The 26117-nt window shown below is 46.2% G+C and carries 27 protein-coding genes; 12 read left to right on the top strand and 15 right to left on the bottom strand.

Features of this window, described 5'->3' with window-relative positions:
- The first annotated feature begins 67 nt into the window (after positions 1 to 67).
- Together ON006_RS15065 and ON006_RS15060 are read left to right on the top strand one after the other, a co-directional pair.
- The gene (locus ON006_RS15065; protein ID WP_244823103.1) at positions 68 to 487 is read left to right on the top strand and encodes a DoxX family protein; all 420 of its coding nucleotides are present in this window, start codon (positions 68 to 70) and stop codon (positions 485 to 487) included.
- A 246-nt stretch (positions 488 to 733) separates the two neighbouring features.
- Positions 734 to 1495: a DNA alkylation repair protein gene (locus tag ON006_RS15060; protein ID WP_244823104.1), complete on the top strand. Its 762-nt coding sequence runs from the start codon at positions 734 to 736 to the stop codon at positions 1493 to 1495.
- Between the two features lie 10 nt (positions 1496 to 1505).
- Here ON006_RS15060 and ON006_RS15055 read toward each other — a convergent pair whose 3' ends face one another.
- The 6 genes from ON006_RS15055 to ON006_RS15030 all read right to left on the bottom strand — a co-directional run bounded on the left by ON006_RS15055 (position 1506) and on the right by ON006_RS15030 (position 7898).
- A complete protein-coding gene (locus ON006_RS15055) occupies positions 1506 to 2480 on the bottom strand; it encodes a 3-keto-disaccharide hydrolase (protein ID WP_244823105.1) in 975 nt (324 codons plus the stop codon).
- A 29-nt stretch (positions 2481 to 2509) separates the two neighbouring features.
- Positions 2510 to 3625 carry a Fic family protein gene (locus ON006_RS15050; protein WP_244823106.1) on the bottom strand — a complete coding sequence of 372 codons (1116 nt, stop codon included), beginning with the start codon at positions 3623 to 3625 and terminating at the stop codon, positions 2510 to 2512.
- Positions 3626 to 3702: 77 nt separating this feature from the next.
- Positions 3703 to 4509 carry an AraC family transcriptional regulator gene (locus ON006_RS15045; protein WP_244823107.1) on the bottom strand — a complete coding sequence of 269 codons (807 nt, stop codon included), beginning with the start codon at positions 4507 to 4509 and terminating at the stop codon, positions 3703 to 3705.
- A gap of 77 nt (positions 4510 to 4586) precedes the next feature.
- Complete coding sequence (locus ON006_RS15040) at positions 4587 to 6002, bottom strand: aldehyde dehydrogenase family protein (protein ID WP_244823108.1); 1416 nt, start codon at positions 6000 to 6002, stop codon at positions 4587 to 4589.
- Positions 6003 to 6120: 118 nt separating this feature from the next.
- Positions 6121 to 7011 carry a helix-turn-helix domain-containing protein gene (locus ON006_RS15035; RefSeq protein ID WP_244823109.1) on the bottom strand — a complete coding sequence of 297 codons (891 nt, stop codon included), beginning with the start codon at positions 7009 to 7011 and terminating at the stop codon, positions 6121 to 6123.
- Between the two features lie 68 nt (positions 7012 to 7079).
- Positions 7080 to 7898: an SDR family oxidoreductase gene (locus ON006_RS15030; RefSeq protein ID WP_244823110.1), complete on the bottom strand. Its 819-nt coding sequence runs from the start codon at positions 7896 to 7898 to the stop codon at positions 7080 to 7082.
- Positions 7899 to 8133: 235 nt separating this feature from the next.
- On the opposite strand from ON006_RS15030, the gene ON006_RS15025 reads away from it, so the two are divergent.
- Entirely contained in the window at positions 8134 to 10911 is a 2778-nt protein-coding gene (locus ON006_RS15025) for a vWA domain-containing protein (RefSeq protein ID WP_244823111.1), read from the top strand.
- Between the two features lie 83 nt (positions 10912 to 10994).
- Here the strand turns inward: ON006_RS15025 and ON006_RS15020 are convergent, their stop codons facing one another.
- A complete protein-coding gene (locus ON006_RS15020; RefSeq protein ID WP_244823112.1) occupies positions 10995 to 11423 on the bottom strand; it encodes a VOC family protein in 429 nt (142 codons plus the stop codon).
- A gap of 347 nt (positions 11424 to 11770) precedes the next feature.
- Here ON006_RS15020 and ON006_RS15015 point away from each other — a divergent pair, with 347 nt between their 5' ends.
- The 6 genes from ON006_RS15015 to ON006_RS14990 all read left to right on the top strand — a co-directional run bounded on the left by ON006_RS15015 (position 11771) and on the right by ON006_RS14990 (position 16443).
- Entirely contained in the window at positions 11771 to 13195 is a 1425-nt protein-coding gene (locus ON006_RS15015; protein ID WP_244823113.1) for a carboxylesterase family protein, read from the top strand.
- Between the two features lie 44 nt (positions 13196 to 13239).
- Positions 13240 to 14172, top strand: coding sequence for a TraB/GumN family protein (locus ON006_RS15010; protein WP_244823114.1), 933 nt, complete (start codon positions 13240 to 13242; stop codon positions 14170 to 14172).
- 44 nt (positions 14173 to 14216) lie between these two features.
- On the top strand, positions 14217 to 14717 hold the full coding sequence (locus ON006_RS15005) for a PH domain-containing protein (RefSeq protein ID WP_244823115.1): 501 nt from the start codon (positions 14217 to 14219) through the stop codon (positions 14715 to 14717).
- Between the two features lie 45 nt (positions 14718 to 14762).
- Positions 14763 to 15161, top strand: coding sequence for a response regulator (locus ON006_RS15000; protein ID WP_244823116.1), 399 nt, complete (start codon positions 14763 to 14765; stop codon positions 15159 to 15161).
- A 125-nt stretch (positions 15162 to 15286) separates the two neighbouring features.
- Entirely contained in the window at positions 15287 to 15688 is a 402-nt protein-coding gene (locus ON006_RS14995) for a ribosomal maturation YjgA family protein (RefSeq protein WP_244823117.1), read from the top strand.
- A complete protein-coding gene (locus tag ON006_RS14990; RefSeq protein ID WP_244823118.1) occupies positions 15685 to 16443 on the top strand; it encodes an oxygenase MpaB family protein in 759 nt (252 codons plus the stop codon). Before ON006_RS14995 ends, ON006_RS14990 begins: the two co-directional genes overlap by 4 nt.
- Positions 16444 to 16457: 14 nt before the next feature.
- On the opposite strand, the gene ON006_RS14985 is transcribed toward ON006_RS14990, so the two are convergent.
- Together ON006_RS14985 and ON006_RS14980 are read right to left on the bottom strand one after the other, a co-directional pair.
- Positions 16458 to 17498 carry an alpha/beta hydrolase gene (locus ON006_RS14985; protein ID WP_244823119.1) on the bottom strand — a complete coding sequence of 347 codons (1041 nt, stop codon included), beginning with the start codon at positions 17496 to 17498 and terminating at the stop codon, positions 16458 to 16460.
- Between the two features lie 95 nt (positions 17499 to 17593).
- Positions 17594 to 18475: a pirin family protein gene (locus tag ON006_RS14980; RefSeq protein WP_244823120.1), complete on the bottom strand. Its 882-nt coding sequence runs from the start codon at positions 18473 to 18475 to the stop codon at positions 17594 to 17596.
- Between the two features lie 128 nt (positions 18476 to 18603).
- On the opposite strand from ON006_RS14980, the gene ON006_RS14975 reads away from it, so the two are divergent.
- Positions 18604 to 19467 (top strand): GNAT family N-acetyltransferase, encoded by an 864-nt coding sequence (locus tag ON006_RS14975; protein WP_244823121.1) that lies wholly within the window; start codon positions 18604 to 18606, stop codon positions 19465 to 19467.
- Positions 19468 to 19585: 118 nt separating this feature from the next.
- On the opposite strand, the gene ON006_RS14970 is transcribed toward ON006_RS14975, so the two are convergent.
- From ON006_RS14970 to ON006_RS14955, 4 genes are all read right to left on the bottom strand, one after another.
- Positions 19586 to 20293 carry a hypothetical protein gene (locus tag ON006_RS14970; protein ID WP_244823122.1) on the bottom strand — a complete coding sequence of 236 codons (708 nt, stop codon included), beginning with the start codon at positions 20291 to 20293 and terminating at the stop codon, positions 19586 to 19588.
- Positions 20294 to 20333: 40 nt separating this feature from the next.
- A complete protein-coding gene (locus ON006_RS14965; RefSeq protein ID WP_244823123.1) occupies positions 20334 to 20807 on the bottom strand; it encodes a helix-turn-helix domain-containing protein in 474 nt (157 codons plus the stop codon).
- Positions 20804 to 21310, bottom strand: coding sequence for a hypothetical protein (locus tag ON006_RS14960; RefSeq protein ID WP_244823124.1), 507 nt, complete (start codon positions 21308 to 21310; stop codon positions 20804 to 20806). The genes ON006_RS14965 and ON006_RS14960 overlap by 4 nt, the downstream gene beginning before the upstream one ends.
- Positions 21311 to 21713: 403 nt before the next feature.
- Positions 21714 to 21902 (bottom strand): hypothetical protein, encoded by a 189-nt coding sequence (locus ON006_RS14955; RefSeq protein WP_267609994.1) that lies wholly within the window; start codon positions 21900 to 21902, stop codon positions 21714 to 21716.
- 314 nt (positions 21903 to 22216) lie between these two features.
- On the opposite strand from ON006_RS14955, the gene ON006_RS14950 reads away from it, so the two are divergent.
- Positions 22217 to 22690, top strand: coding sequence for a DinB family protein (locus ON006_RS14950; RefSeq protein ID WP_244823125.1), 474 nt, complete (start codon positions 22217 to 22219; stop codon positions 22688 to 22690).
- A 7-nt stretch (positions 22691 to 22697) separates the two neighbouring features.
- On the opposite strand, the gene ON006_RS14945 is transcribed toward ON006_RS14950, so the two are convergent.
- Positions 22698 to 23432 carry an NADPH-dependent F420 reductase gene (locus ON006_RS14945; protein ID WP_244823126.1) on the bottom strand — a complete coding sequence of 245 codons (735 nt, stop codon included), beginning with the start codon at positions 23430 to 23432 and terminating at the stop codon, positions 22698 to 22700.
- A gap of 60 nt (positions 23433 to 23492) precedes the next feature.
- Positions 23493 to 23870, bottom strand: a complete 378-nt coding sequence (locus ON006_RS14940) for a SnoaL-like domain-containing protein (protein WP_244823127.1) — start codon at positions 23868 to 23870, stop codon at positions 23493 to 23495.
- 229 nt (positions 23871 to 24099) lie between these two features.
- Between ON006_RS14940 and ON006_RS14935 the strand changes: the two genes are divergently transcribed.
- On the top strand, positions 24100 to 26115 hold the full coding sequence (locus ON006_RS14935) for a TonB-dependent receptor plug domain-containing protein (protein WP_244823128.1): 2016 nt from the start codon (positions 24100 to 24102) through the stop codon (positions 26113 to 26115).
- Positions 26116 to 26117: the final 2 nt, after the last annotated feature.

The raw sequence follows: 26117 nt of genomic DNA, 5'->3' as shown, positions 1-26117 counted from the left end.
CTTTTTGTACAGGCTAGTTTTGTAATGTCAAGTTAATCAACCAAAACACTTATAAACCTATACAATCATGGAAGCTACATTCGTAAATCAAACAACAGTTAAAAGCCAAGGTAACAAAGGCGTACTGATCGGCAGAATCATCAGCGCATTGTGCATTCTGTTCCTGCTCGTCGACGCCATTATGAAAGTTCTCAAAGATTCAATTTCGGTTGAAGGCTCTGCGAAACTAGGCTGGCCTGTGGATCAGGTACAGAGCATTGGTATTGCGCTACTCATCTCGACGATCCTCTACATCATTCCACGTACAGCGATTTTAGGAGCCATTCTGCTAACAGGTTATCTCGGCGGCGCCATCGCCATTATGGTTCGAGCAGGTGAGCCCCTGTACTTCGCATCAATATTTGGCGTGCTGGTATGGGCGGGCTTGTACCTGCGCGATGAAAAGTTGCGGAAGCTGATTCCTTTTTCAAACAATACCACCCATTGACGGATCAGTCTTAGTTACTGCTATGGTTTCAACGTGGCCTGCGAAGAACGCTTCGCAGGCCACGTTGTTTTTAGCTTACGGTCGTTTTGTTTAAGACCCATCCTCGCGACACTGGTGGAAAACATCGCCTTCCGGAACATTCATTGCCCTTTCCGTACCATTGTCATTGTACTGAATAGCAGTAAGTTCATGGATTTGATCATTTTTATATGATTATATTTGGAAAGCACTTTTATACGGAAATTTATGGCCGCCATCGAAGTTATATCTGAAAAACCTTCTAATCCTACCGCCGCTGAATTTGCAGAGCGAATGGAAAGTTACCGGTCGCCCGCCGAGGCGATGAAGCTGATGCGTTATTTTAAAACCGGGGTGGGGGAGTATGGAGAAGGCGACATTTTCATGGGCGTGCGTATGGGGCAGATTTTTGAGCTCGCCAAAGCGTACATCAACATGCCTTTGGAAGAAATAGAAAAACTGCTGGAAAGCCCGATCCACGAAATCCGCACGGGTGCGCTGAGTATCATTGACAAGCAGGCACGGAGTAAAAAGACCTCAATGAGCCAGCGGAAGGCACTTTATGATTTTTATTTGAGAAGAACCGACCGGATCAACAACTGGGACCTGGTGGATATTTGCGCGCCGCACGTGGTGGGAGGCTACCTGTACCGGTCCGGAGAGCCGAGGGATGTACTATTCAAGCTTGCGGCTTCGGACAATATCTGGGAGCGGCGAACTGCCATTGTTGCTACCGGTTATTTTATCCGGCAGGGCGACATTGCGGATACTTTTAAAATTGCAGAACTACTGCTGAATGATAGGCACGACCTCATTCACAAGGCCACCGGATGGATGTTGCGCAGCGCGGGACAAATTCACCGCCCGCAACTGCTCAACTTCCTCGATCAATATGCTGCCACTATGCCCCGAACGCTTTTACGCTACTCCCTGGAACATTTCGACAAACCTTTGCGCAGCCATTATATGGCGTTGAAGCACGCAGGCTAGTATTTTGTTATTACTTCGCTGGTGTAATGATGATGTTGCGGTATTCCACCGGACCGTGGTCTCCCTGAATGTACAGCGGGCCTGGTTCGCCTTCATTGCTATCCAGCGCACCACCGGTAATGCCCGGGATCTCCTGGTTACTGATCACGGTTGTGCCATTTGCAACCACTGTTATCATTCTGCCTATCAGTGTAATGTCGTAGGAATTCCATTCACCGGCGTCTTTTGCAACCATTTCGCTGGGCGTAATAAATCCGTAAACAGCGCCACTCTGATCCAATGCAGGTTCCATTCCTTTGCTATCCGTCACCTGTACTTCATAGCGTCCGCGCAGGTACACACCGCTGTTGCTTCCTTTGGGAATGCGGAACTCGATATGCAGTTTGAAATCATTGAATTTCTCGTCGGTAATCAGGTTAGCGCCTGATTTTGGGCTGCGCAGAATACCATTTTCAGCGATCCACTGGTTGGTACTTCCCACAGCATGCCAGCCTTTGATTTGGTTTCCGCCGGTTAATGCAACCGGTTTTCCCCACGCAGGTTGTTTGGTTTTGCGCAATGCGGGGGCACGAACGCCTGTCCAGCTGTAAGTTTTGCCTTCGGGAGTTGTCAATGATCCGGCAATTTTTTCATCGGTGAGGGTACCTTCTACGCTCAGGTTTTTGTCTCCTCTTTCCCATTGCGGCGGTATTTCGAAGCTCAGTTTGCCATCTTTGAAATGTACTTCCGAAATAGGACGTGCGCTGCCCGAAAAGCCTGTAAACTGGCCCACCAATGTGTGGTTGCCCGAATGTCTTACTTCCAGCCAGGAAGGGGAAGGTTTTCCGGCTACATCAACGGTGATATCCCAACGGCCTTCGAGCGTGGACGCCAGGGGTTTTGATGGATCGGCATCGGTTGTAAAAGCGGCTGTCGCCAATGTCAGCGCGGATAATAAGAGTTTCCGGGAAGCCCGGCGCAGGTTGGTCTGGAATATTGTGTTCATAAATTTTTAGGTATTAAGAAGGCGTCAATTTATGTATAAAATTTAATATTCAGCGAATAACTGGTGCTTCGCCCACCGCCGGCGGACAGCAGAACGCCTGATTCGAGGAGGCTTTGTAAATCGCGCGTTGCGGTTGCCTTGGAGGTTTTTGCAATGGAGATGTATTTTTTGGCGGTCATGCCACCTTCAAATCCCCCGGGCCCTTCGTTAAGCATTCTTTTTACCGCTTTTAACTGACGCTCATTGAGTTTGTCTTTGAAGAGGTCGAAGAACTGGGTCTTGTGCAATGTGAAATTCAGTAATTCCTTTGCTTCAATTTGCGCGTCCAATATGACCTGAACAAAATAGCTGACCCAGCCGGTAATGTCATTGCTCCGCTGGGCAGCTTCCAGAGATTGGTAGTAGTTTTTGCGGTTGGCCTCAATTTTCCTTGAAAGGCTCAGCATCACCGGGCGGCTTAGGGTTTGAGAGAGCGCTTTTTCGGCAATTGCACGTCCTATGCGCCCGTTGCCATCTTCGAATGGGTGAATGGATTCGAAATATAAATGGGCGATTGCAGACCGTACAGGTGCTTTTTTGATCTCCTGCTTTCCGCCGGGTGCGGTATCATTGAACCATTGAATAAATCGGCCCATTTCATGTTGTACGATTGAGGATGGTGGCGCTTCAAAATGAATTTTTTCGTTTCCTACCGACCCGGACACGACCTGCATAGGAGCGGTATCCTTGCGCCACGCTCCCGTATTGATGGTGCGACTATCTTTCAGGAGCATTTGGTGCCATTCAAATAGCTTTTTTTCTGTGAGCGGTTCTGTGAATGAGTTCCGTACGTCGACCATCAATTCGGCGACGCCTTGTGCTTTTTTGTCTTTTACAGGTTGTGCTTTTTGATTTATTCCCAGATTGTTACGTATCGAAGAGGCTACGTCTTGGCGACTTAGATATTCGCCTTCTATTTCCGATGTTTTAATGGCTTCCGCAACCATGATATCGATCAGCGTTTCCACTTTTACAGCGTCGGGGGCGGCTTTCAGCAGGCCGCTTACATTGCCTGTTTCCTCGGCAAATGCAAGTAACTGATCGATGGAATCAGTGAGGTCATATTTGAAATCAGGCCAGTCGGGTAGTTGCCAATTGTATTGCATGAGCCGATTAAATTTACTATTCGGCTCAAATATAGTAAAATTATGAGCCGAATAGGTTAATTATTCGGCTCTTTGAATTATGTGGTGACATGCGATGGGGACATTCCATATTGTTTTTTGAATGCAAAAGAAAAGTGTGAAAGGTCTTCGAAACCTACGTCGAGGTATACGTCGGAGGCGGCTTTTCTTTTTTCCTTGATCAGGTAATGTGCTTCTTTCAGCCTTCTTTGCAGTAACCAGCGGCTCGGTGTGTTCAGGAATATTTTTTCAAAATCCCGCTTGAATGTGGACAGGCTGCGGCCAGTGAGATAGGCGAAACGTGGGAGATCGACATTGAAATGGAAGTTCTTGTTCATGAATGCTTCCAGGTCAATTTTGCCAGGATCGGAAAAATCAAACAGGATGTCTTTCAGTTCCGGTTTTTCCTGCAAAAGAAGCAAAATCGCTTCCTTCCGCTTCACTGCCAGCAGGTCTTTGGAAGTTTGCTGCTGAAAAATAGCCTCGTAAGCTCGCAGCGATTCCATATATTTGGCCAGTACTGAGCCCGTTTTTAAAGAAATGAACACCACTGGGGGCATGTGTTTTTCGGATTGATACCCAAATTCAATGCTGAAATTTCGCAGCATTTCCTGGTCGAAATAAATCGATACAGACCTGAATTCCATGTTTTCGGCAGGGTACTTGGTGTATTTGTTCAGGTTATTCCTGCGGCAAAAATAGATTTCCCCCGGACCAAATGTCTGTGTACGAACGCCGTCGTTAAGTTCCAGCGACCCGGAAACCACATAGCCGATCACATGTTCAGGGACAAACTGCTCGCCCACACGGCTTCTTGAAAAATAACAGGAATATTGAATAGGTAACTTCTGTTCTTCCGCCGTCATAAAATACAGGTTTTGGAAGGTAAAAATAGTGAAAAGCCGCTGTCGTTACCGGGCTTTTCACTTTGGAATGTTAAGAATCAGATCAGGACCGTTTTCGGTTCCAGGTAGGCTTCCAGGCCATACACGCCGAATTCCCTTCCCACGCCCGACTGTTTAAATCCACCAAAAGGTGCCAGCGGATCATGGAAAAGGCCATTGATCAGTACCCGGCCAGCGGAAATCTGCGCTGCAACTCTTTGCGCACGTTCGGTATCGGATGAGCTGACATACGCTTGCAGACCATAATCGGTATCATTCGCAATCTCGATTGCTTCCTCCTCGGTTTTGTAAGTCAGTATAGAAAGTACCGGGCCGAATATTTCCTCGCGGGCAATACGCATCTGATTATTGACGCCCGTAAAAACGGTCGGTTTGACAAAATTTCCGGCTTCCAGGCCTTCTGGCTGGCCTTCGCCGCCGATCAGCAACTGCGCGCCTTCTTCTTGTCCCAGTTTAATGTATTGCTGTACCCGGTCATATTGTTTTTTGCTCACGAGCGGACCAACGGTCGTATCCTCCTGCTGCGGATTTCCGACTTTTACTTTTTCAACCACCGCTTTCACCATTGCATTGACTTCTTCCAGACGGTTTTCGGGCACGAGCAAACGGGTACCAGCCACGCAAGCCTGCCCGCTGTTCATATACGCAGCCATGACGGCCAGCGGAATGGCTTTTTCAAAATCGGCGTCGTCCAGCAGAATATTGGGAGACTTGCCACCTAGTTCCAGCGTAACACGTTTCATAGTGTCCACAGCGCTGCGGGCGATGGCTTTGCCTACCAGCGTGGAACCTGTGAATGACACTTTCGCGATGTCGCGGTGACGGGTGATTTCGGCTCCTACCACATCGCCCCGGCCGTTGACCACATTAAAAACCCCTGCTGGCAACCCCGCTTCATGAAGACATTCAACCAAGACCTGTGTCTGCATCGCGCTCATTTCGCTTGGCTTGATCACTGCGGTGCAGCCTGCGGCGATGGCGGTGGCTAATTTGCTGCAAACGAAACTATTACTGGAATTCCATGGGGTGATAATACCGGCCACGCCCAATGGTTCCAGCCTGACCCGGGAATTGCCCACCGTTTTTTCGAAGTCAAAATTTTGGAGCGTTTCAATAGTTTGAGTGAAAGAATTGATGGCATTACTGACGCTCATTTTTGAAAATTGCAGCGTACCGCCGTACTCTTCCACCATTATGGCTACTAATTCACTTTCTCGCTTCGAAACGGCTTCGTGAAGGCGTTGAAGATAGGTAATGCGTTCGGCCTTGGTGGTTTTGGAAAATTGTTTGAATGCTGCTTTGGCACTGGCGATCGCCAGTCGGGTATCTTCCTCGTCGCCGAGTGTTACCTGGCTGATCAGTTGGTTTGTGGAAGGATTGATGAGGTGAAAAAGCTCGGTGCCGTGGGGAGTAACAAACGCACCGTTCACATAAATTTTATCAATGGTTTTCATCTTAAATACTGGTTTTGTTTTTTTGAATGTTTTGTAAGACAAAGGTCGCCAGTATTCAGGTGGGTAGATTTGTTGAAAAGTTCAAGTTCACTTTGTTAAAAAGTTCATGAACTTTCTGTCAATTCAGGTATTGCTTTTTAAACTGAACAGGGCTTACGCCGGTTTCTTTTTTAAACAACCGTGAGAAATAGGGGAGGTTTTCAAAACCCAATGTATATGCAATTTCTGCCACATTAATATCCGCGCCTTTCAACAGATTTTTGGCTTCCGAGATCAGGAAGTAATGGATGAGTTCAATGGCTGTTTTACCGGTTTCCTGTTTTAAAAGATCACTGAGGTAACGTGAAGAGGTATTCAGCTGATCGGCCATAAATTTCACGGTTGGCAAGCCTTGTTTGGTCATCAGCCCGCTTTGGAAATATTCGGACAATGAATGATTAAACCTGGATACTACCTTGCCGGAGATCTCTGCACGATTGATAAACTGTCGTTTGTAAAACCGTTGTGAATATTTGAGTATCGAATCAATGTGCGCCAGAATGATTTCCCGGCTGTATTCGTCCTGATTGTTGTTGTATTCTGTTTCAATTTTGCCGTAAAGGTCCCACAGGATCTGTTCTTCTTTGGGCGACAAATGCAGCGCCTCGTTCGTTTCGTAATCGAAATAATTATAATTCTGGATTTCGGAATGCAATGGATGACCATTCAGGTAATCTTCGTGAATGTAGATCGCGAAACCGTCTTCTTCCAGTTCAAGATCACGCATTTCAATGGCTTGCCGCGGTTTTGTAAAGTACATGGAACCACTGTCGGCATCATACCGCGTCCTGCCATATACAATCACGCCCGATTTCATTTTCTTTAATGCGATCATATAAAAATCAGTCGTAAACTCTCTGTTGCCAAAAGAGCAGGTCTGATTACAGCGGAGCAGGCTCAGCATTGGATTTTCCGGCACAGGAAAACCATTATACCGGTGCATATCGCTTAAATTTTTGAAATGGTGCATGATTGGTGGATTAAACTTTTACAATGTCAGCCTTAGGCTGACATTGTAATGAACAGCTTATGAAAGCATTAAATTCCGTGTGCTTGCGCTGAAACTTCGCTCCATTCTTCCCAGGTTGCCAAACGGTCCGAGTATACCTGTTTTACCCATGGGAAGGCGACTTTTCCAAGGAAGAGGCGTAGCGGAGGATTGGTAGCGTCTATCAGTTTGAGAATTGCGTCAGTGGTTGCTTCGGGGTCACCAAAGCTTTCGGGGGTTGCGCCGGCCTGGAAATTGGCTTTTACCTGGTCGTAAGCTTCTATCGGCTGAGAATGGGTTGCAGATGCGCCACCCCAGTCGGTCGAAAATCCGTTTGGCTCTACCAGGGTTACATTCAATCCAAAGTCTTTTACCTCGCTGGCCAAGCTTTCGCTCAGGCCTTCTACTGCCCATTTGGAGGCATTGTAAAGTCCTAGTACAGGTAATGTGGCCACGCCTAATACACTGGATACCTGAATGATATGTCCATGTTTTTGGGCCCGCATGATCGGTAGCGCAGCTTGCGTTACCCATAACAAGCCGAACACATTAGCCTCGATCTGATCACGTGCTTCCTGTTCGGTAGCTTCTTCGATGGCACCGAAAAGCCCATATCCTGCATTATTGATCACGACGTCGATTTGTCCGAAGTAGTCTTTGGCTTGTTGAATGGCTGCGAAGCTCGCGGCCCTGTCGGTAACATCCAGTTTGATAGGCAGGAGGGCATCGCCGTACTGCTGTTTCAGGTCATTCAATGTTTCCAGATTCCTTGCGGTGGCTGCTACTTTGTCACCTCTTTTAAGAAAAGCTTCTGCCCAGATTTTCCCAAATCCCCGGGAAGCTCCTGTAATAAATATGGTCTTTGTCATTACTGTTTTTGTTAAAAATTGATAATGCAAAGCTATATCCACGCCGCTCCGTGGGTGTTATACAAAAGTCTGAAAAGGTGATACATTTTAACCTCCGGTGAACAAGCCCGGCCGAAAATCCCTGGTTTCATACGATGAATAAGTGATGCGACGGAGAGTTGTCATTTTTGCTTCAAAATCCCGACATTCGTCTGGCTGCAAATGCTATACACCACATTCATCCTACGATACCTATATGAGACCACGTTTACTCCTCTTATTTATTTTCACCTGCATATATAATGATGTGTGGGCGCAGCAGGAAGCGTCGCAGCAGTCGCTGAACCATTATGTAGAGTTTCTGAGCAAGTCGGCTGATGAAGTGACGGACCGGTTCAAAATGCTGCGGGATTATCAGGAAGATGCGAACCGGTACCGCAAAAAACCGGACTTGTCGCTCAGGTTACCATCTTCCGGCCCTTTGGAAGAGTTTTATTATAACAAAGCATTGGAGGCGAAAGCGGTAACAACCGGCGAAAGGCAACAGCTCAATGCCGCTGCCAAGTCAGTTTGGGATGTGCTGAACAAACTGGATGAGACAGGTAAAGCACTGGAAACCCACGTCCGGTTGAATGCATACAAAGACGATAATTTGAAAAAATCTGATGCGCTCGTGTCGCAAATGCAATCGCTTTTTGGAAAATTCAGTAAGGATAAAGCTGCTTGTTACCAGCAAATTCAATCTATTTATCATCGCTACCAGCCCTATTCAGCCGCAGACCCGTACCTCGCCACCGAGAGGGAAATGGAAGAAGTGTTGCGGAGTCAGCAGCAATTGCTGGATTCGTTACCTTTTTATCTCAATGAAGAAAGCCGATTTGAATGGCCGGTCGCGAAGGTGCAGCAAAGTATGCTGCGTGATGAAAAAGTGCTGGCTGATTTCGGAAAGTTACAGTCCAAACTGGCATACCCAGCTTCTGATATGGTCGGTTCGTTCAAATCGGCTTTGTCTGAGATGCAGAGCATTAAAAGTCATGCAATCGACGATCATAATTTTGCGGCAAAACAGTCGGCACGGCATGGCAATGAGGTTTATATATCATTAATGAACCGGTACAACCAGGATTTGCTGGTTAACCACAAAGCCTTTATCAATTATAGCAATTCCGCCAGGAGAATGCTTGACTATCCTGCATTCAGCCCGATATTCGCCCCGGAACCAAGCTCGGCAGCTTCACAAAAGATCACCAAAACTCCTCCTTTTCAGGATAAGCCGCTCGCAACATTCAATGTAAAAAAGGCATCGTCCCCACCTTCCGCGGCCACGGTGCGGGTACTGAACGACTACGTCGAATACATCAATGAATCACTCCGGCAAATGCATTTGATGCAGGTACTGATCCGTAATTACCAGTCTTCTGCCGAGTACTATCGTGATCCGGCCCGTGCCCAGAAACGGGCAAACCTCACTTATGCCTATGACGATTTCAAAGTCCCGGTTGCAGTATATCAGCTTTTGTTAAGCGCCAGCACATCAGTTCCGCAGCCTTACCGGGCTGGTATCAATACCCAGGCGGAAGTGCTGCTGAATGTATTGAAGGAAATGGACGGATTGAGCGCCGAATTGGTTGCCTACACTACAGAAAAACAATATGTACAGGACCAGCTTAGCCGCTCGGATGCCATTCTGGACCGGTATGCCATTCTATTTGATGTTTTTGACCAAAAGAAAGAACAGCTTTATAAGGATGTGCGACGCATTCATGAGAGCTACCCGAATGCAAATGCGGCAAGTTCCTGGTACGTTGCAGGGGAAGCACTGCTTAAAACAATGGATAATGGCAGAGAAGGATTCTTTGGAGTCAAGGACTTTTTGAAAAGCGAAAAATCGCAATTACCGGAAACAGACGAGCTTGAAAAGGACGCGAAGCAGCTCATTGCAGATGAGTACCAAAACATGAAAGGGCTGAAACGGTACGGACGTAGTAACGGTCTTTGTCCTTATTCGCCTTACGAAGATCTGGCTGCGAATTCGCTGCGGTTTGCGGAAACGGTGCCGAAAGTAAAAATGCCCTCAGCAGGTACGACGCGGCACCCTTTTGAGTCATTTTATTATTTCTACAACAATGAGCTGGTGTATCAGTACAACAAATTTATCGAGCTCGCCAACGCCGGATTGCTCAAAATGATTAACCAGCCTGACATTTTTACATTTCGCAGACTGACCCCGCAAAAGCCTGACAATAATCCGCCGAAGAAAATAGAAGTTCCCCTGGAAAAGCCAGCTGCTATCTCCGAACGGACAAGTTCGGAGCCGGTTAAGCAGGAAGTTCCCGTCAGCCGGGCTGAGAAACCAGTTGTGAATGAGGCAGCTCCTGTTACAGTTATTGAAAAAGATACGGTTTACGTCGAGCGCGTACGTGTGGACACAGTGTATGTGGATCGCGCGGTTTCGCAGGAACATGTAACGCGCTCGCTGGAAGGTTTTGCTCCTAATAATATGGTACTGTTGCTGGACGTATCATCGTCGATGAATTCGCCGTTCAAAATGCCGCTGTTGAAACGATCGATCAAGTCGCTGCTGACATTGCTTCGGGCGGAGGATCAGATATCCATAGTTTTATATTCCGGTAAAGCGCGAGTGGTGCTGAAACCAACTTCCGGCTCAAAAGCCGCAGAGATCGCGCGACAGATTGATTTACTGCAATCGGATGGTGATACTGACGGTAATGAGGGGATCCGGCTTGCTTATAAAGTCGCGAACAAGGAATACATTAGGGGCGGGAATAATCGCATTGTACTTGCCACAGACGGCGAGTTTCCGGTAAGCGATGAAGTAATGCAAATGATCGGCGAGAATGCGCGTCAGGACGTGTACCTCACAATATTTACATTCGGACGAAACGCTCAGACGGGTCAACGCCTGAAAAAACTCAGTCAGCTCGGCCAGGGTACCTATGCCCACGTCACGGCCGAAAGCGCTGATTTACAGCTAATACTTGAAGCCCAGGCAAAAAAGCAGGTAGCCAAATAGTAATCTATTGATAGCAGCGATTTTTCTTCGAAACAAAAACCCACCAGCTAATCTGTCTGGCGGGTTTTTGTCAGTAATCCCTATTAATGCGCCTTCGGAAAGTTGATCATCCAGCCGACGCCATATTTGTCTTTGAAACTGCCAAAATAGTCGCCCCAGAACATATCGTCCAGCGCCATTTCGATTTCTCCTCCGGCCGATAATCCATTGAACAAGCGGTCAGCTTCTTCGCGGCTATCGGTGAACACTGAAACATATGCATTGTTCCCAACATTCAGCACGTGCCCCATAGATGGTACCGTGTCGGATGCCATCAGAACGTCACCCGCACTACCGATTGGCAGGGCGATATGCATCAACCGGTTTTTCTCGTTTTCGGGAAGTTGCTCAGCGCCAGGCATGTCCGACATTTTGTTCACGGACATAAATTCGCCGCCGAAAACAGATTTATAAAAATTGAAAGCCTCTTCCGTATTTCCGTCGAAATTGAGGTAAGTATTCAGCTTTGGCATGTTGAAAAGTGTTTAAGGTTTGATAATGTTGTTACTATCGATTTGATGTTTCAAAATTATCAGGTTTCTTCAACACAAATACTCCTTAAAAGAGACATTCGGAGGGGGTGATCGGGACAGAAATGAGCTACCTCGCAAGTACCTTATGAGCCCTGGCTGTGCCCCCTTGATTATCTACTTTGAAAGACTTGGTAATGATCACGTTGTCATAAGTTCTTGGAACAAAGCCATACAAACAGCCAGTTAACCGGTTATGTAACCTTTGTTAATCTGAAAAGTAGTTTCGTATCTGCCTTTGTTTTAAATCATTAAAGAAAACACGAACGCAGACTAACCACTTCTCCAACATGCTAAAGTCCGTGCTATCCCGCGATTTTTATTCATTTGCGACGCTTTTCACTGCATTACTTATTGTCTCAGGCATTTTTCAGGGTATAATCGTTTTGGGTCTCGGGTCCAGAACATTAACGGTAGGGGCATTTTATCCCTGGCTGCTGGTTTACGCCTTTATTTTTGTCGTAGCGTCATTTGCCTCACTTCAGTATTTCTGGTACAAGTCGTACAAGGCAGCATTTGTGTTCGGGCTAATCAGTGCTGTTGTGAATTTGTGGCAGTATATTTTGATCTATAATATATTGTTGTTCAGAAGTTTGCAGCAAATTTATATCGGTAGTTGTGTGGTGCTGCTTAGCGTCGGGATCCTGTCTGGACTAAGTCTGATATTTTCCAATGCAAACGAAAAGCCTTTACTGAAATGGGCGGGAGTGGTGTCTGTAATTCTCGGGCCTGTGCTGCTTGTGACCATGCTATGGAGCGTCAATACGTTGGACGTTCCTTTTAGAACACTACTGGAAAAAATCCACCGCGGAGTTTCAATATTAGGTGTACTGGCTCCTATCCTGTTTTTATTGAATCTGCGAAGTGAATCAAAACTGCTGACGGATACCGGAGAAAAAACACCACCGATTGTCTGGCGGGAGCTCGCCAAGGTGCTGGCAATATTGGGAATGCTCTTTTTTGGAACAATGTTCGCAGGCGAAAGTGTCCGGTCCGGATCTCACAGGGCATACGTCCCGACACCGTTCGAAAAGAAACAGGCAGAGGCATTTGGTGCGAGAAACTATGTGAACGGTAACGGCGATACGCTGAGGTACCGGCTGATCACACCGATTGACTACGATTCTACAAAGCAGTATCCTTTGGTCGTGTGCCTGCATCACGGAGGCGCGCACGGGACTGATAATGTAAGGCAGCTGACCGCTGATCCCGCGCCGTTTTTGTCCAATGATACGAACCGGGAAAAATACCCTGCATTCATTTTCATGCCGCAATGTCCCGAAGGTTACGGTTTTGGCGGCATTGATGGTTATCCTACTATCGATACGCTCGTTTTTAATGCGATAAAATCCATTGAAAAACAGTATCTTATTGACGCGAAAAGACGCTACGTAATCGGGATTTCCGGAGGCGGTTACGGTTCCTGGCATTTTATCAGTACGCACCCCGAAATGTTTGCAGCGGCCATACCCATTTGCGGGGGAGGTCACGCCAGGTACGGAAAAGCGCTGGTGAATATGCCGATATGGGCATTTCATGGTGCCCGCGACCGCCTCGCTCCTGTGAGCGGTACGCGCGAGATCATCCACGCGATCGAAAAAGCTGGCGGTAAGCCCAAATATTCCGAATTTGCATACGCCGGTCATGATATCTGGAATGATGTGCGTGATGCACCGGGGTTACTGGACTGGCTATTCGCCCAGAAGCGGAAATGATTTAAATATACAGGTTAGAAATATTCAAATTCATCAATCAAGACATGAAACATTTTTCGATCCTCATTGCCTTGCTGTTCTCGCTGACTGCTTTCGGGCAAAATGTAAATTCAGACAAACCAGGTAAAGACCCTCAGACCATTCTCTGGAAAATCACGGGTAAAGGCATTAAAAAGCCTTCCTATCTGCTGGGAACCATGCATTTGATGGAGTTAGACTGGCTGCTTTCTTTCCCGGAGATCAAGGCGGTGGTGGATAGTACCGAATACATTCTTACGGAAGCATTCAGCACGGAAGTAGAGCCATTTTCTGTCAACAAGCGGCCGGGTACCTTGACCGCATTATCGGTACTGACGCCGAAGGAATATCAGACATTGGATTCTTTTTTTGTGGCGCGGGTGGGAGAAGGGGTAAGGGCCAATCCGGATGCTGAGGAAATGAGTGTGATGGAAATGGAATCGGCAATTCTGCAAACATTGGTACTCGACAGGCCGGGAGGGAATGGAGTCACAAGATATATGGATCTCGACCTCTTTAAACTTTATAAAGCCCGCGGCAAAGGAGGCGACCATCTTGACAAACTGAAAAACTACGATTTCGATTCAACGCGGGTAGCCGATGCCCGTTCCGTTATGACCCAGGCGATGAGGCGTATAGCAGGCAGCGACAAAGCCGAATGGAATATTTACTCGGATCAGGATAGGGTGGAGGAGATTATGAGGAGGTACAGGAAAATGAATATGCCTTACCATTTCGACAAAATCAGTTCAAACGACTTCAAACGGGCAGCAACGGAATACGGCGGTCTGCCAATGGCGGAGAGAAACCGTAACTGGTTGCCCAAGATTGAAAAGAATATCACCCAAAGACCCTGCCTGATAGCAGTAGGCTTCGGACATTTAATGTATCAGATAGGCCTTGTTGTTTTGTTACGCGATCTGGGCTATAGGCTGGAACCTGTGTCGATTGCAAGGTGATTTCGTAGAAAATTATTATTTTCACATGACTTAACCCTCATGATATGACTTACAAAGCCTCCTGGGACAACGCTACTAAAATCATCACCGGCGCGATTACGGTATTGTTTCTGGCAATCATCCTTGGCTCATTCATTGATGGTGGTAGTAGTGGACCCGGGCCTTACTTTATGGCGGTCATGATCGTCGCAATCTATGCGGTTTGCTATGTATTTCGGCCAGTTCATTATATTTTAACAAAAGATAAGCTGATCATCCACAGGCCATTGAACAATGTTTCACTGGGTCGTAATAAGATTGCAAGCGTGGAATTACTGGATGATGAAATGTTGAAGTGGACTTTCCGGACTTTCGGGGTAGGAGGGCTGTTCGGCTACTTCGGGAAGTTTGCCAATTCCAAACTCGGGAGTATGACCTGGTATGCGACACGCAGGAAAAAGACGGTTTTGATCAAAACCATCGATGGCAAAAATATTATTGTGACGCCCGATGAAACCGAGGATTTTGTGAACCAATTTGTGGTTCGGCATAGCATGCATCCATAAAAGCAGATCATTTGATATATTTGTCTTTTAAGTTGTTACAATGATATGGGAGAAGGCCAGACAGTTCATCTTGCTGATGATGACGAAGACGACAGAATGCTTATGCGGGACGCTTTGGAAGAGGCGAATCCTAATGTGACCATTATTGAAGCACAAGATGGAAAAGAACTGGTCGAGAATGTAAAAAGCGCTGATGACCTGTCAGAAACCGTTGTGTTAGTGGATATGAATATGCCCAAAATGAACGGGATAGAGGCCATTAAGGAAATCAGGTCAGAACCCGAACTCTCCGATGTGCCCGCCGTAATGCTATCGACCTCCGACAATCCCGAGCTCAAAAAGAAAGCCCTCGCTGCGGGAGCCAATGATTTTTTTGTAAAACCCAACAACTTCAAAGCACTTCTGGACATTGCCAGACGGATTATCGCCAGGTTTTTAGGTTAAAAATATTGATCTAAGTCTGGCCGTAATTGATAAAATCAGAGCCTTTCCAAAGGTTCATTTGGATAAGTCAGTTCTTAATTTTTACTTTGTATTTCAAAGTACTTTTATTTTGACTAAAACTTCAAATGCGGCTAGAAAATCAATTTGTTTTAAGGCGTAACAAAAGTTATCTCCTCCTCGCGTTGCTGCTTTTTGTCACCGAGGTTTTGATCGCATTGTTTGTGCGTGATGCCTTCATTCGTCCCTGGGGAGGGGATTTTCTGGTTGTCATCCTACTTTATTGTTTGCTGAAAGGTATTACTAATACGTCCGTGCTGATGGCAGCGGGAGCTGTTCTGCTTTTTTCTTATTTGGTAGAAACCTTGCAGTTTTTTCAAATTGTTAAAATTTTAGGACTGGAAACCAATGTGGTAGCTAATGTGGTGTTGGGTACCAGTTTTTCCTGGTCGGATATGGTGGCTTATACTTTGGGTATTGTATTTGTTTTGATAATCGAAAAAATGGCTTTACGCTTTCAGAAAATATGAATTGGTTTGTAAAAGAGGGTTCAATAGTGCGGGAGATCTGGGGAAAGGCGGATACGATCCTCTTTATTTTTGCAGGCGCTTCTGCGGAATTCGCATTGAATAAATCAGTGGACTGGCTTTACTTTACGGGCAAATTGCCTGCTGATCCGCTTGGAAGGCTGTTTTCAACAGTAGCATATGCCAGGCAAATTGTGTTTTCTGAGTACGACGCGGCAATGAAAGCCATTGATCAGATCACCGCCATTCATAAGGAAGTAGAAAACAAGCGCGGTGCGCGAATTCCCGATTGGGCATACCGTGACGTGTTATTCATGCTCGTCGACTACTCCATTCGCTCATTTGAATTATTGGAAAGGAAAATGACAGACGATGAAAAAGCGGAAGCGTTCGATGTCTTTTGTAAGGTTGGTGCAAGAATGCAGATACCCGGTTTGCCTGTCGATTATCCCAGCTGGAAGAAAATGAGAGAAGAGCATTTGCTCGAAAATCTCGAAAAAAGTAACTTCTCCATTGATCTGTACAAACAATACCGAAAGCATCTGGGCTGGGGTAGGTACATGCTGCTCAGCCAGGTACAGGCGCGAATCGCCCCTGACCGCGTCAATGAGCAGCTCGCGCTTGGCCACGGCTCAGTCCTGACTGTGATCCTGCCAACCTATAAATTGTTGCGGGTTTTCGGGATACATCATTTGATGCGGAACCTGATCCTGCCGGAAAAGCATAAGGCCCAGGTGATCAGCCTGGATTCGAAATAGATCGGTACCAGTCATTATTGTCCAGACAGATTTTTGGAGAAAAACGGCAGCATCTTTTGCTCAATTCGCTCACCAATTTTGTTCAGGTGATCACCCTGATATTCCTCATAAGAATGCTCGATTTTATAGTTATCCAATATCTGATGCAGTATTTTAATGTTCGAGGCAATGGGCTGATCACGGTCTCCGGCGTCGAAAGCGATTCCTTTGAGTTGTTTCAGATTTGAAATGTATTGATCTATCGTCGCCAATCCGGAATTAGCAGCCCATTTTGTTTCGGTCATTTTTTGGTACTCGCCATTCTCGACAATCTGGTCGGTGTAAAATGGTGGTTTCGTTGGGTTTGGGGACCAGGCCGCTGCCGATGCAAGCGCCGCTTTTGTGCCAAAATCTGCCTTATTGAAATCAGCAGGATCTTTTATCGCCTCTATTTTTGCAAGTGATTCGGGCGAACGGCTACCACCGGGTACCATACAGCACGGACTCAGCAGATAAAGACTTGAAAAGACTTTCGGGTACCGCTCCCCAATGCGCATTGTTCCATAACCACCCATAGAATGCCCCGCAAGGCCGCGGCTGGCAGCTTTTGCAATGGTACGATAATGCTGATCGATATAGCTGACCAGTTCGTTGGCGACATATTCTTCCCAGTTGCCGACGGTGATCGAGTTAGAATAGAAACTTCCTCCGCTGCGCGTATACGCATTGGGCGTCACGATGATCATTTCCTGAGCCTGTCCTCCGGCAAAAACCTTGTCGACGATGACTGGCAGGTTGATCCAATGCTTCACAAGCCCATACCATTGTGCATCATTATCGGTGAAGCCATGTAGCAGGTATACGACGGGATAGCGGCGTTTTGAATCCTTTTTATAGCTTGGTGGCAGATAAATCGATACCTCCGGGTCGGCAGAATTGCCTTCCAGATTACCTTCCAATCCTTTTCCGTGCACCTTAATGCGTTCTACGGAGCCTTGGAGGGCGGTTTGAGCGGAAACAAGTCTGGGAATATGAATGGCAACAAGGAACGCAGTGAGTAGTATCAGTTTTTTCATTGTCGGTTAGGCTTTGCTTCACGGCAAGTTATTAAATAAGTTGGCGCGAAGATGTGCCCCGCGCCATTTATTCCAATGCCAACCAGTAATGTATTTTAGTAGTTGAATCTTTGCCCGGCTGGTAAAGCCGAGACGTGTCCCATTTTGCCTTGTCGGAAATCCCGGTATAGGCCCCTGATTTCTTCCTGGTCATCGGCGATAAATGGCCCGTAGGAAACAATAGGGTCGTTTTGAGGCTGTCCGGCATAAAGAATAACCCTGCCACCATTCTCACCGGCAGTCAGTATCAGTTCAGTTTGTGCGTCACCGTCCGGCTGGTCCAGCCATCCCACTTGGTTTTCTTGTAAACGCTGACCGTCATCACCAACCTGAACGTTACCTTCGATCACATACAAAAATGCATTGTACGAATTACTGAGCTCGTGTGCCATGCTTACGCCAGGTTGCAGCTGAATATCCGCAACAATGAGCGGTACATAATTTTGAACCGGCGAGGTAAGCCCGGCAAATGAGCCGCTATACAACCTGATTTTTGTGCCATTTTCAGACAAATGGGGCGCATTTGCAAACGAAATATCCTGCACGCGGGGAGTCGTCCAGCGGTCCGCCTTGGGAAGGCTCAGCCACATTTGCAGCAACCGCATTTTAGATTTGCGATCAATGGATTCCGTATGTACAATGCCGCTTCCGGCGGTCATCATCTGAAAATCACCCTCCTTCATCCAATGTCCAATGTCGCCGATCTCGCCTTCCAACAGTAATGAAACCGTTTCAAATCCAGCGTGTGGATGTGGACCGCCGACCGGTTCATCATTCTTTTTATCGAGTACATCATCCATCAGTAAAATGAATGGATCGCTGCTTGTAAATTCATTTTGTATCACCGCACGGGCCATATGGTCGGGGCCGAGAAATCCCTGATGAGCCTGCGGAGCGTGAACGGTAACTATTTTTCGGGCAATAACTTGGTTTTCCATGATTCAGAATATTTGCTAATTAAAACGAGACGCCCGTTTGCTTTTAACGAAGGCCTCAGTGATAGAACAAATTAATTTGACATACTATCCAATGGCTGCACTATACATTTTGTTAGTTACTTGATGACATGCAAGAGCATTCGGATTTTGTGAAAATAAGGAAAATGACCGTAGCTGATCTGCCATTTTGCAGGCATTTGGTCAATCAGGCAGGGTGGAACCAGTCTGATGCAGATTGGCTTCGCACCATGGAATTAGAACCAGAAGGCTGTCTTATAGCAGAAAAAGAAGGAATTTCCGTCGCTACCACCACGACCTGCTGCTTCGGTACATGTGCCTGGATAGCCATGGTGCTGGTCGACACCGCATTCAGGAACCAGGGGATAGCCAAGCAAATGCTGCTGCACGCCATTCGATATCTGGAAAACAAAGGCATGACCACCATTCGACTGGACGCGACGGCATTGGGAGAGGGTTTGTACCGCAAATTGGGGTTTGAAGGAGAATATGAAGTAACACGGTTCATGCGTGAGCCCTTACCCGGACACCCTGCGCCTGTACGCGCCGAACAAATTGTCGTTGAGGAAGTAATGCGAGACATTATCACGCTCGATATGTTAGCCACTGGTGCTGACAGAACTATGCTGCTCCGTAGTCTCATGGGGCAGAGGGTACCATTTTGTTATACCCAGGACGACGATCACCAGCCTGTGAGTTACGCGTGTACCCGGGCAGGAATTTCCGCGGTTCAGATCGGCCCGGCCGTTGCGGTCACTTTGGACGCAGGCCGGCAGGTACTAGACGAAATTATAGGGCAGCTGCGAGGTGAAACGGTTTTTATAGATATTCCCACACAGAACAGTTCGGCGGTTCAATGGGCCGAGGTAAATGGGTTTGCCATGCAACGCACGTTTTTGAGAATGTATCGCGGCAAGCGCATTCAGGATTTTCCGCAATTTATATGGGCGAGTTCGGGACCTGAGAAAGGATAAATGAATAGATACCACGGTTACAATATCTTTCGCATCCCAAATACAGGCTTCCCTATCTAGAAATGACTGATAATCAAGCAACACGAGATTAATTCAAGGGTTCGCAAATCATTCAGATTTAACGACTTTTTCGTCGGATCTTTTTACTTTCTTTTGATGTGGTGATCAACGAAATACCGCCTGCATGATAGGTGCCAACTGGTAGGGAATTGATGAAAGAGTCGAAGGACGTGTAAAGTGGCAACGATACTTTCAGTTCCCTTACAAGATCGTCAATCGCGGCTGCCTCCTTTAATTCGTTTCGGGAACCCCAAGGTTCTCCATATGATTTAAAAGAATAAACCGATGGTGTTGCGTATTCGATCACGTAGCTAATTCCGTCAGAGAACATAGGCCAACGTTCTATTTGTTCCTGGCTCGGTACAGTATCGATCGAAAGCTTCTTGAAAGTCTCATAAATCTGCCTGGCGGCAGTTTTGTTGATGGCTGTTTTGTTGAACAGTAATTTGCTTTGCTTTTCTTTTTCCTGCTGACAGGAATCAGGTACATACTTTTTGGTGAAATTGTAAAGGGTGCCAGAAAAGGTCTTGAAATCTGCCGTACGAATTTCAACCGCCTGAATCTCTGTTGAAAAACGAAGTACCATGGTGTCTTTGGAGTAAATCAGGTTTGACATACCCATTTCCGCGAACTTTTGATTTTGGTACTTGTACCAAAACGTAGTGTCTCCATTGCTATTCAATGGAATAGAAATGCTTTTTCCCTGCCCGGCACAGAAATGGCCGAAGAGGGAAAATAGGGCGATGGTTAGTAGCTGTTTTATCAAAGCCGAAATTGTTTGACGATTAAATGAGGTACTGAGACCATCAAGAAGCCGCCAGTAGATTACGGTAATCGTACTTCTGATAATCTTTTGCCTTAGCCTTCTCTTTATTAATTTCAATCAGTTCATTTTTAACTTCCACCCTGAACCAGTATTCAGGATCAACATGCGAGAATGAGCTGAGTTTGAGAACAAGATCGGCATTCAATTTTCTTTCTCCAACCAGATATTTATGAAGGTTGCTGTCCTTCATTTCAAACAATTCGGCCAGTTTTTTTTGTGTGACATTCAATGTATGAAGGTACATTTTTACAAAATCCATTAATCGCAGCATATTGGTTGGATTTTCACTTTCAATGTAATCCTGCATTCGATACTGGATCGCCAGCAACTCATTCCTCAGCCTTCTTTCTTCTGATTGCTTGGCCGATTCCGAAAGAATAAACTCTTTCAGACCAGCCTTTTTTTGCTCATTCCAGATATCCTCTACCAGAATTTCGTCGCTCTCTTTTTTCATTGTTCCAAGAATTTAAAAATCAGTTTTTCGCCTGCTTCCGGTGATATTACCATCGTTGTCCCGCTCCATTTCAATGCTCCGTATTTTTGGCAGTAAACAGTCATCAGCTTTACCTCGTCTTCCTCGCGTTCTTCTAAAACATCAAATGCCAGCCAGCCCTTGAAATGATCTTTTCCATGAATAAAACTCAGCCTGCTGGCAAAAGCAATCAGGCATCCTGCCACACGATCAAAACGACGATTTTCTCCCTTGTTGTGCGGAGCAATTTCAATGTACGCCATATAAGGTTCCATTTCGTCCTTCAATCTAAAAATCAAGCATCCCTCAATGGCATAAGGTGTTTCCTCTGTAACCAGCACATATGTTTGAAATGCGGCGTTCCTTGCATGTTTCTCAAAGTTAAACCGCCACCCACCAAAAGTGGGAAGCGCCAAGCCCGCCGATTTAATAATTTTTGCGTCAATACTTTTAGAATCACTAAACTGGGTTATCCTGATATCCATCCAATCACCATTAACGAAGATACGAAAAATTATACATATTGTATAATCAAAAAGACATTTCCATCAATCTTTTCCTTACGCTGAATCCTCTTATTGAATGAAAGGAAGATATTAGTTTTCAATCGGTTGAGTATGATTTCTTGAAAGTGGAAATACCACAAAATATCCCCCTCCTCAATTTGCATTTCTCAATCCATCTCCCGAATAACGCATTCCTTATTAAATGCGATGAACAATGAACAAACTAGAAAGAGCTGCCCTGTTATGGTGCGGGTGCGTTGAAAATCCCCCGGATGCCGGCATTGCAGTGTGTCGGGTACCGAAAAGTGGATTGCTGATCTTTGGGCTATGTACACCGTGTATATGATGATCGCTCAAAAAGAAATGGGATATAATTCTAAAATCAGCGACACTTTTTTGCCAGCTCGGCCAATGTCAGGTTAGGGTTTTTGAAAAGCTCTTGCTGCATCATGACCTGATGGAGTTTTGCAAGTGTAAGAGCATCATTAGCTCCTGGTTGTTTAACAGGATTTTTAATGGGTTTAATGCTCAATGGGCTGTCTGCCTTTCCTTTGAATAAATAAATATACAAATACCGACTTGCCGATCCGAATGCTTAAAGCAAGCAGCAAACATCCCAGAACGAAGCTGGACAAATTTCGTTTTCGGTAAAAAAACACGAAACAGAGCCCCATAATGAGGCCATTAAAAGCTCCCAGTGCCCCGAAGAAAAACAGGATATACTTACCTTCGATCACGAAACAAAAATATGAACTTTTGTATACCGATTGAAGAAATAAAATACATCCGTTTTTAGGAATGCGACCTAGCTGTGTTTGAGTTTCAGGGATTCAATTTCATTTTTTGCGAAAATCACATAATTTTAATTCAAATACATCAATAATAATGAACGACTACTTCGATAGGCTTTTTCGTTTTAATAGCTGGGCTAACGCTGCCCTCGGCAATTTTCTAATTGATAATAATATAGAGGATTACGATTGCATTAGGCTAATGAGCCACTTGCAACTGGCGCAGTCAAACTGGTACAAGCGCATTGTGGGTCAGCAGGAGGACGAGCCTGTCTGGCAGGTCCTGGAACTGCGTCCGCTGACCGTCGAACTGGATAATAATGGGGAGCTTTGGCTGAAATACGTCCAAACCCTGGACCCGGACGAGTTCAACAATTGGGTTGCATATAACAATCTGGCCGGTCAGCCTCAGGAAAACACGACCCAGGATTTGCTGGCACACGTAGTCAACCATGCCACTTATCATCGCGGGCAGGTCGCCAGACGTATCAGAGAACTGGGGTTCACCCCTCCGACAACGGATTATGTGCTATTCGCGCGAAATTTTCCTGCAAAGCGGGCGATTTGAGTGGTTTTTAGTCGTTCAAGCTTTTCAGCCAGGTCGGCGTATCTACGGCCATTAAACTTTCGTCAGCGTGATGTTGTCCGATAATTACGTCATGCATTTCAGACCAGTCCGTTCCCATTGCATCAACTCTTCTTTTGAGTTCTGCCAGATTAATATCCCTGCAATAAATAGTAGTACCCGGCTGTTGCTTCCACGATTGGGCAATCGTACCGATGTCGAATGGGTCGTAGCCCAGTTCGTCTACCAGCCCGAAAACAACATCCTTCGCCTTGGGGTCGTCGCCCGAAACAGCCAATGCAATGCGATTTTTATCATCCTTTGCCCGGCCGGGATCATTGAGGCTTGTAGCGAAAATCGAATTGAATACTTTGACAATCGCAACGCCCAATTGCTCCTGAACCCATAAGCTATCTATACCACTTTCTTCAATTCCGGCAATGGTCCCGTCGCGGAGAAGCGGGTAATAATTACAGGTGTCAATGACCACCACGCCTTTGGGAAGATCAGCAAACAGTTTTTTGGAAAGATCCGGTATGTTTTTCGACGGGATTGAAACAATGATTACCTGTTTATTCTTGACGGCATCCTCAACAGTAGTGGCCTCTGCGCCGGTTTCCTTAGCCAGCTGTTTTAAAGAAGCAGGTCCCCGTGAATTTGCAATGGAAACCCTGTGTCCCAGCTTTACAAATTTGGAGGCCAGGCAACTTCCTACCGCGCCTGACCCAATAATTCCTATATCCATAACTGATTTAGATCTAATGAAAACCGATGGGTCTGATATTATGAAAGGAGCAGGCGCTACTTAATAAAAGAATTGCTCGGACACAATCTGGCCGTCTTTCACTTCATATAGCATGATTTGGCTGATCTGTATCCTCCCCAAACCCTGCACGGTAAGGTCTTTCTCTCTTCCGACAGCGAAGTGATTACCACTCACAAGAGGCTCTGAGGTATACAGCCGGTGCGCGGCTTCGATCCGTTTTACAAAGTCCTCGCCTTTTTTGCGTACAGCGGCTTTGCCTTCCGCATAACCGAAATAGGGCGAATTGGGTGGGTCTAAACTCTTTACATGATCTGCAAAAAACTCATCCTGAATTTCAAACCATTTTTCTTGCTGAGCAAGCTCGTTAAATCGTGCCGCCACTTCGTGAGTGGTCATCGCTACTTTGTCAGTTGTCATAAAACTTGATTTTGATAAGTTGATAATAGCCTCAATGGGTAACTTTGAAGTTACGCAAATGTATAGGTAACTTTTGAGTTACGCAAATTTTTTATGAAATTTTAAGGAAGGCAAGGGAAACTGGCGCTCGCATTGCATTGAACTTAATGAATTGTTAACTTAATAATTGATTTTTGCCAGTTGAGAAGACCTAGATTTGACATGTTGTTAATTTTGCCTGATTACACCCATGAAAATACGCTACGGTTTTTTTCTTTCTCTTTTCATCGCATCCGCCTATGGACAGGGCAGTGACTCGCTGCGTACCGAATTATTAAGTCAGGTTAACATTACTGCGGGCCGTACCAATGAAAAATCATTTCAAACCGCGGGTTCGATATCCGTTATTTCTTCCAAAGCTTTTCAAACATATCAGCCACGAACAACGCCGGAAGCCCTGATGGGAACGACCGGTGTTTTTGTTCAAAAGACCACCCACGGCGCAGGGTCGCCTTTTTTGCGTGGCCTGACTGGAAACCAGACACTCATCCTGATTGACGGTATTCGGCTGAACAACAGTACATTCCGCTATGGTCCGAACCAATATCTAAACACGATTGACCCATTCACCATTGATAAAATTGAAGTCCTGCGCGGTGGTGGCTCCGTTGCTTACGGCTCTGATGCATTGGGTGGTACCCTTCAATTGTTGACAGCTAGTCCTTCATTTTCGGAAAAACTGGCTGTACACGGTAAAGCGGTGGCACGGTATGCGACCGGCAATATGGAAAAAACACTGCGGGCGGGAGTGGAGCTCACGGGTTCCCGTGCCGCGTTCTCGGGTGGTGTTAGCATCCGTAATTTCGGGGACCTGATAGGTGGGGATACCACCGGTAAGCAATCTCCAAGTGGCTACAAAGATCGGGCTTTCGATGCCAAATTGCTTCTGGGGCTCAGTGATTCGTGGACGCTCACAGTTGCGCACCAATCGGTTTCTCAAAAACACGTGCCGCTTTATTACCGATACAAACTCGAAAACTTTGCATTGAATGAGTTCAATCCTCAAAAGCGTTCTTTGAGTTATTTCAAATTGAAAGGGACCACATCCAGCAAATGGGCTTCCGAAATATCGCTGACCGGCTCCTGGCAAGCCACCAATGAAGGCAGGCTTAGCCGTAAAAATGGCAGTAGCAGCCTTCGTACAGAGACGGATAAAGTACAGACATCCGGCCTGATTTTTAATGTACTATCTAACATTACTTCATTCTGGAACGCTAGTTCTGGAATTGAAATATATAATGATCTTGTAAAGAGTAAAAAGGTTGATCAGGTTACCGATGGTACTCCCGTTACAAGTCGCGGGCTCTATCCCGATGATAGCAAATACCTTAATTACGCGGTTTATTCGCTTCACCAGTTAAAGCTCGACTCCTGGCAGTTTTCGTTCGGTGGCCGGTTTAATGGTTTTCGAATAAAGGTTGCGGACGAAGTGCTGGGTAAAGTGTCTGTGAAGCCGCAGGCACTCGTTGGAAACGCATCTATCTCTTACTTGCTTCATGAAAATTCAAATTTTTATACATCTTTCCATTCAGGTTTCAGGGCACCGAATATTGATGATATGGGAACGCTCGGGATTGTTGATTTTCGCTATGAGTTGCCTGCCTACGATCTCAAACCTGAAACTTCGTATAACTTTGAAGCAGGTTACAAATACCATTCCGGCGGGTTAGCGGTGAGTGTGGCATTGTTCCAAAACAACCTGCGCAACTTGATCACACGCGTGAAGGTAGCGGGACAAAAAATTGATGGAATAGATGTGTACAGGAAAGAAAATGTAGAGCGCGCCTATATTCGTGGCGGTGAGCTTGAAGCCGAATATGTGTTCAGCAATAGTTGGAAAGTGTACGGGGCAGGAGCTTATAATTTTGGTAAAAATGTGACAAAAAATGAACCGGTACGACGCATTCCGCCATTGAATGGCCGGTTTGGATTGGAATACCGGAGGAATGGATGGTACGCCCGTCCCGAGGGCTGGTTTGCAGATAAGCAAACACGACTGGCGGCAGGAGATGCGGGCGATAACCGCATTCCGAAAGGGGGAACTCCCGGCTGGGTAGTATTGAATCTGATGACGGGTTACGATGCCAAACATTTTGCACTGAATGCTGTCGTACAAAATATCACGAACAAGGATTATCGCACGCACGGTTCGGGGATCAATGGCGTGGGCCGCAGCCTTTGGCTTACATGGACAGGCAAGTTTTAACA

It is taken from the genome of Dyadobacter pollutisoli, assembly GCF_026625565.1.
In the GTDB taxonomy this organism is placed as follows: Bacteria; Bacteroidota; Bacteroidia; order Cytophagales; family Spirosomataceae; genus Dyadobacter; species Dyadobacter pollutisoli.
The sequence above is the reverse complement of the archived record's forward strand: the minus strand, read 5'-3'. Positions and strand labels throughout refer to the sequence as shown.

Coding starts and splice junctions, on each gene's coding strand:
- ON006_RS15065 (WP_244823103.1), top strand. CDS start 68: ATGGAAGCTACATTCGTAAATCAAACAACAGTTAAAAGCCAAGGTAAC.
- ON006_RS15060 (WP_244823104.1), top strand. CDS start 734: ATGGCCGCCATCGAAGTTATATCTGAAAAACCTTCTAATCCTACCGCC.
- ON006_RS15055 (WP_244823105.1), bottom strand. CDS start 2,480: ATGAACACAATATTCCAGACCAACCTGCGCCGGGCTTCCCGGAAACTC.
- ON006_RS15050 (WP_244823106.1), bottom strand. CDS start 3,625: ATGCAATACAATTGGCAACTACCCGACTGGCCTGATTTCAAATATGAC.
- ON006_RS15045 (WP_244823107.1), bottom strand. CDS start 4,509: ATGACGGCGGAAGAACAGAAGTTACCTATTCAATATTCCTGTTATTTT.
- ON006_RS15040 (WP_244823108.1), bottom strand. CDS start 6,002: ATGAAAACCATTGATAAAATTTATGTGAACGGTGCGTTTGTTACTCCC.
- ON006_RS15035 (WP_244823109.1), bottom strand. CDS start 7,011: ATGCACCATTTCAAAAATTTAAGCGATATGCACCGGTATAATGGTTTT.
- ON006_RS15030 (WP_244823110.1), bottom strand. CDS start 7,898: ATGACAAAGACCATATTTATTACAGGAGCTTCCCGGGGATTTGGGAAA.
- ON006_RS15025 (WP_244823111.1), top strand. CDS start 8,134: ATGAGACCACGTTTACTCCTCTTATTTATTTTCACCTGCATATATAAT.
- ON006_RS15020 (WP_244823112.1), bottom strand. CDS start 11,423: ATGCCAAAGCTGAATACTTACCTCAATTTCGACGGAAATACGGAAGAG.
- ON006_RS15015 (WP_244823113.1), top strand. CDS start 11,771: ATGCTAAAGTCCGTGCTATCCCGCGATTTTTATTCATTTGCGACGCTT.
- ON006_RS15010 (WP_244823114.1), top strand. CDS start 13,240: ATGAAACATTTTTCGATCCTCATTGCCTTGCTGTTCTCGCTGACTGCT.
- ON006_RS15005 (WP_244823115.1), top strand. CDS start 14,217: ATGACTTACAAAGCCTCCTGGGACAACGCTACTAAAATCATCACCGGC.
- ON006_RS15000 (WP_244823116.1), top strand. CDS start 14,763: ATGGGAGAAGGCCAGACAGTTCATCTTGCTGATGATGACGAAGACGAC.
- ON006_RS14995 (WP_244823117.1), top strand. CDS start 15,287: ATGCGGCTAGAAAATCAATTTGTTTTAAGGCGTAACAAAAGTTATCTC.
- ON006_RS14990 (WP_244823118.1), top strand. CDS start 15,685: ATGAATTGGTTTGTAAAAGAGGGTTCAATAGTGCGGGAGATCTGGGGA.
- ON006_RS14985 (WP_244823119.1), bottom strand. CDS start 17,498: ATGAAAAAACTGATACTACTCACTGCGTTCCTTGTTGCCATTCATATT.
- ON006_RS14980 (WP_244823120.1), bottom strand. CDS start 18,475: ATGGAAAACCAAGTTATTGCCCGAAAAATAGTTACCGTTCACGCTCCG.
- ON006_RS14975 (WP_244823121.1), top strand. CDS start 18,604: ATGCAAGAGCATTCGGATTTTGTGAAAATAAGGAAAATGACCGTAGCT.
- ON006_RS14965 (WP_244823123.1), bottom strand. CDS start 20,807: ATGAAAAAAGAGAGCGACGAAATTCTGGTAGAGGATATCTGGAATGAG.
- ON006_RS14960 (WP_244823124.1), bottom strand. CDS start 21,310: ATGGATATCAGGATAACCCAGTTTAGTGATTCTAAAAGTATTGACGCA.
- ON006_RS14950 (WP_244823125.1), top strand. CDS start 22,217: ATGAACGACTACTTCGATAGGCTTTTTCGTTTTAATAGCTGGGCTAAC.
- ON006_RS14945 (WP_244823126.1), bottom strand. CDS start 23,432: ATGGATATAGGAATTATTGGGTCAGGCGCGGTAGGAAGTTGCCTGGCC.
- ON006_RS14940 (WP_244823127.1), bottom strand. CDS start 23,870: ATGACAACTGACAAAGTAGCGATGACCACTCACGAAGTGGCGGCACGA.
- ON006_RS14935 (WP_244823128.1), top strand. CDS start 24,100: ATGAAAATACGCTACGGTTTTTTTCTTTCTCTTTTCATCGCATCCGCC.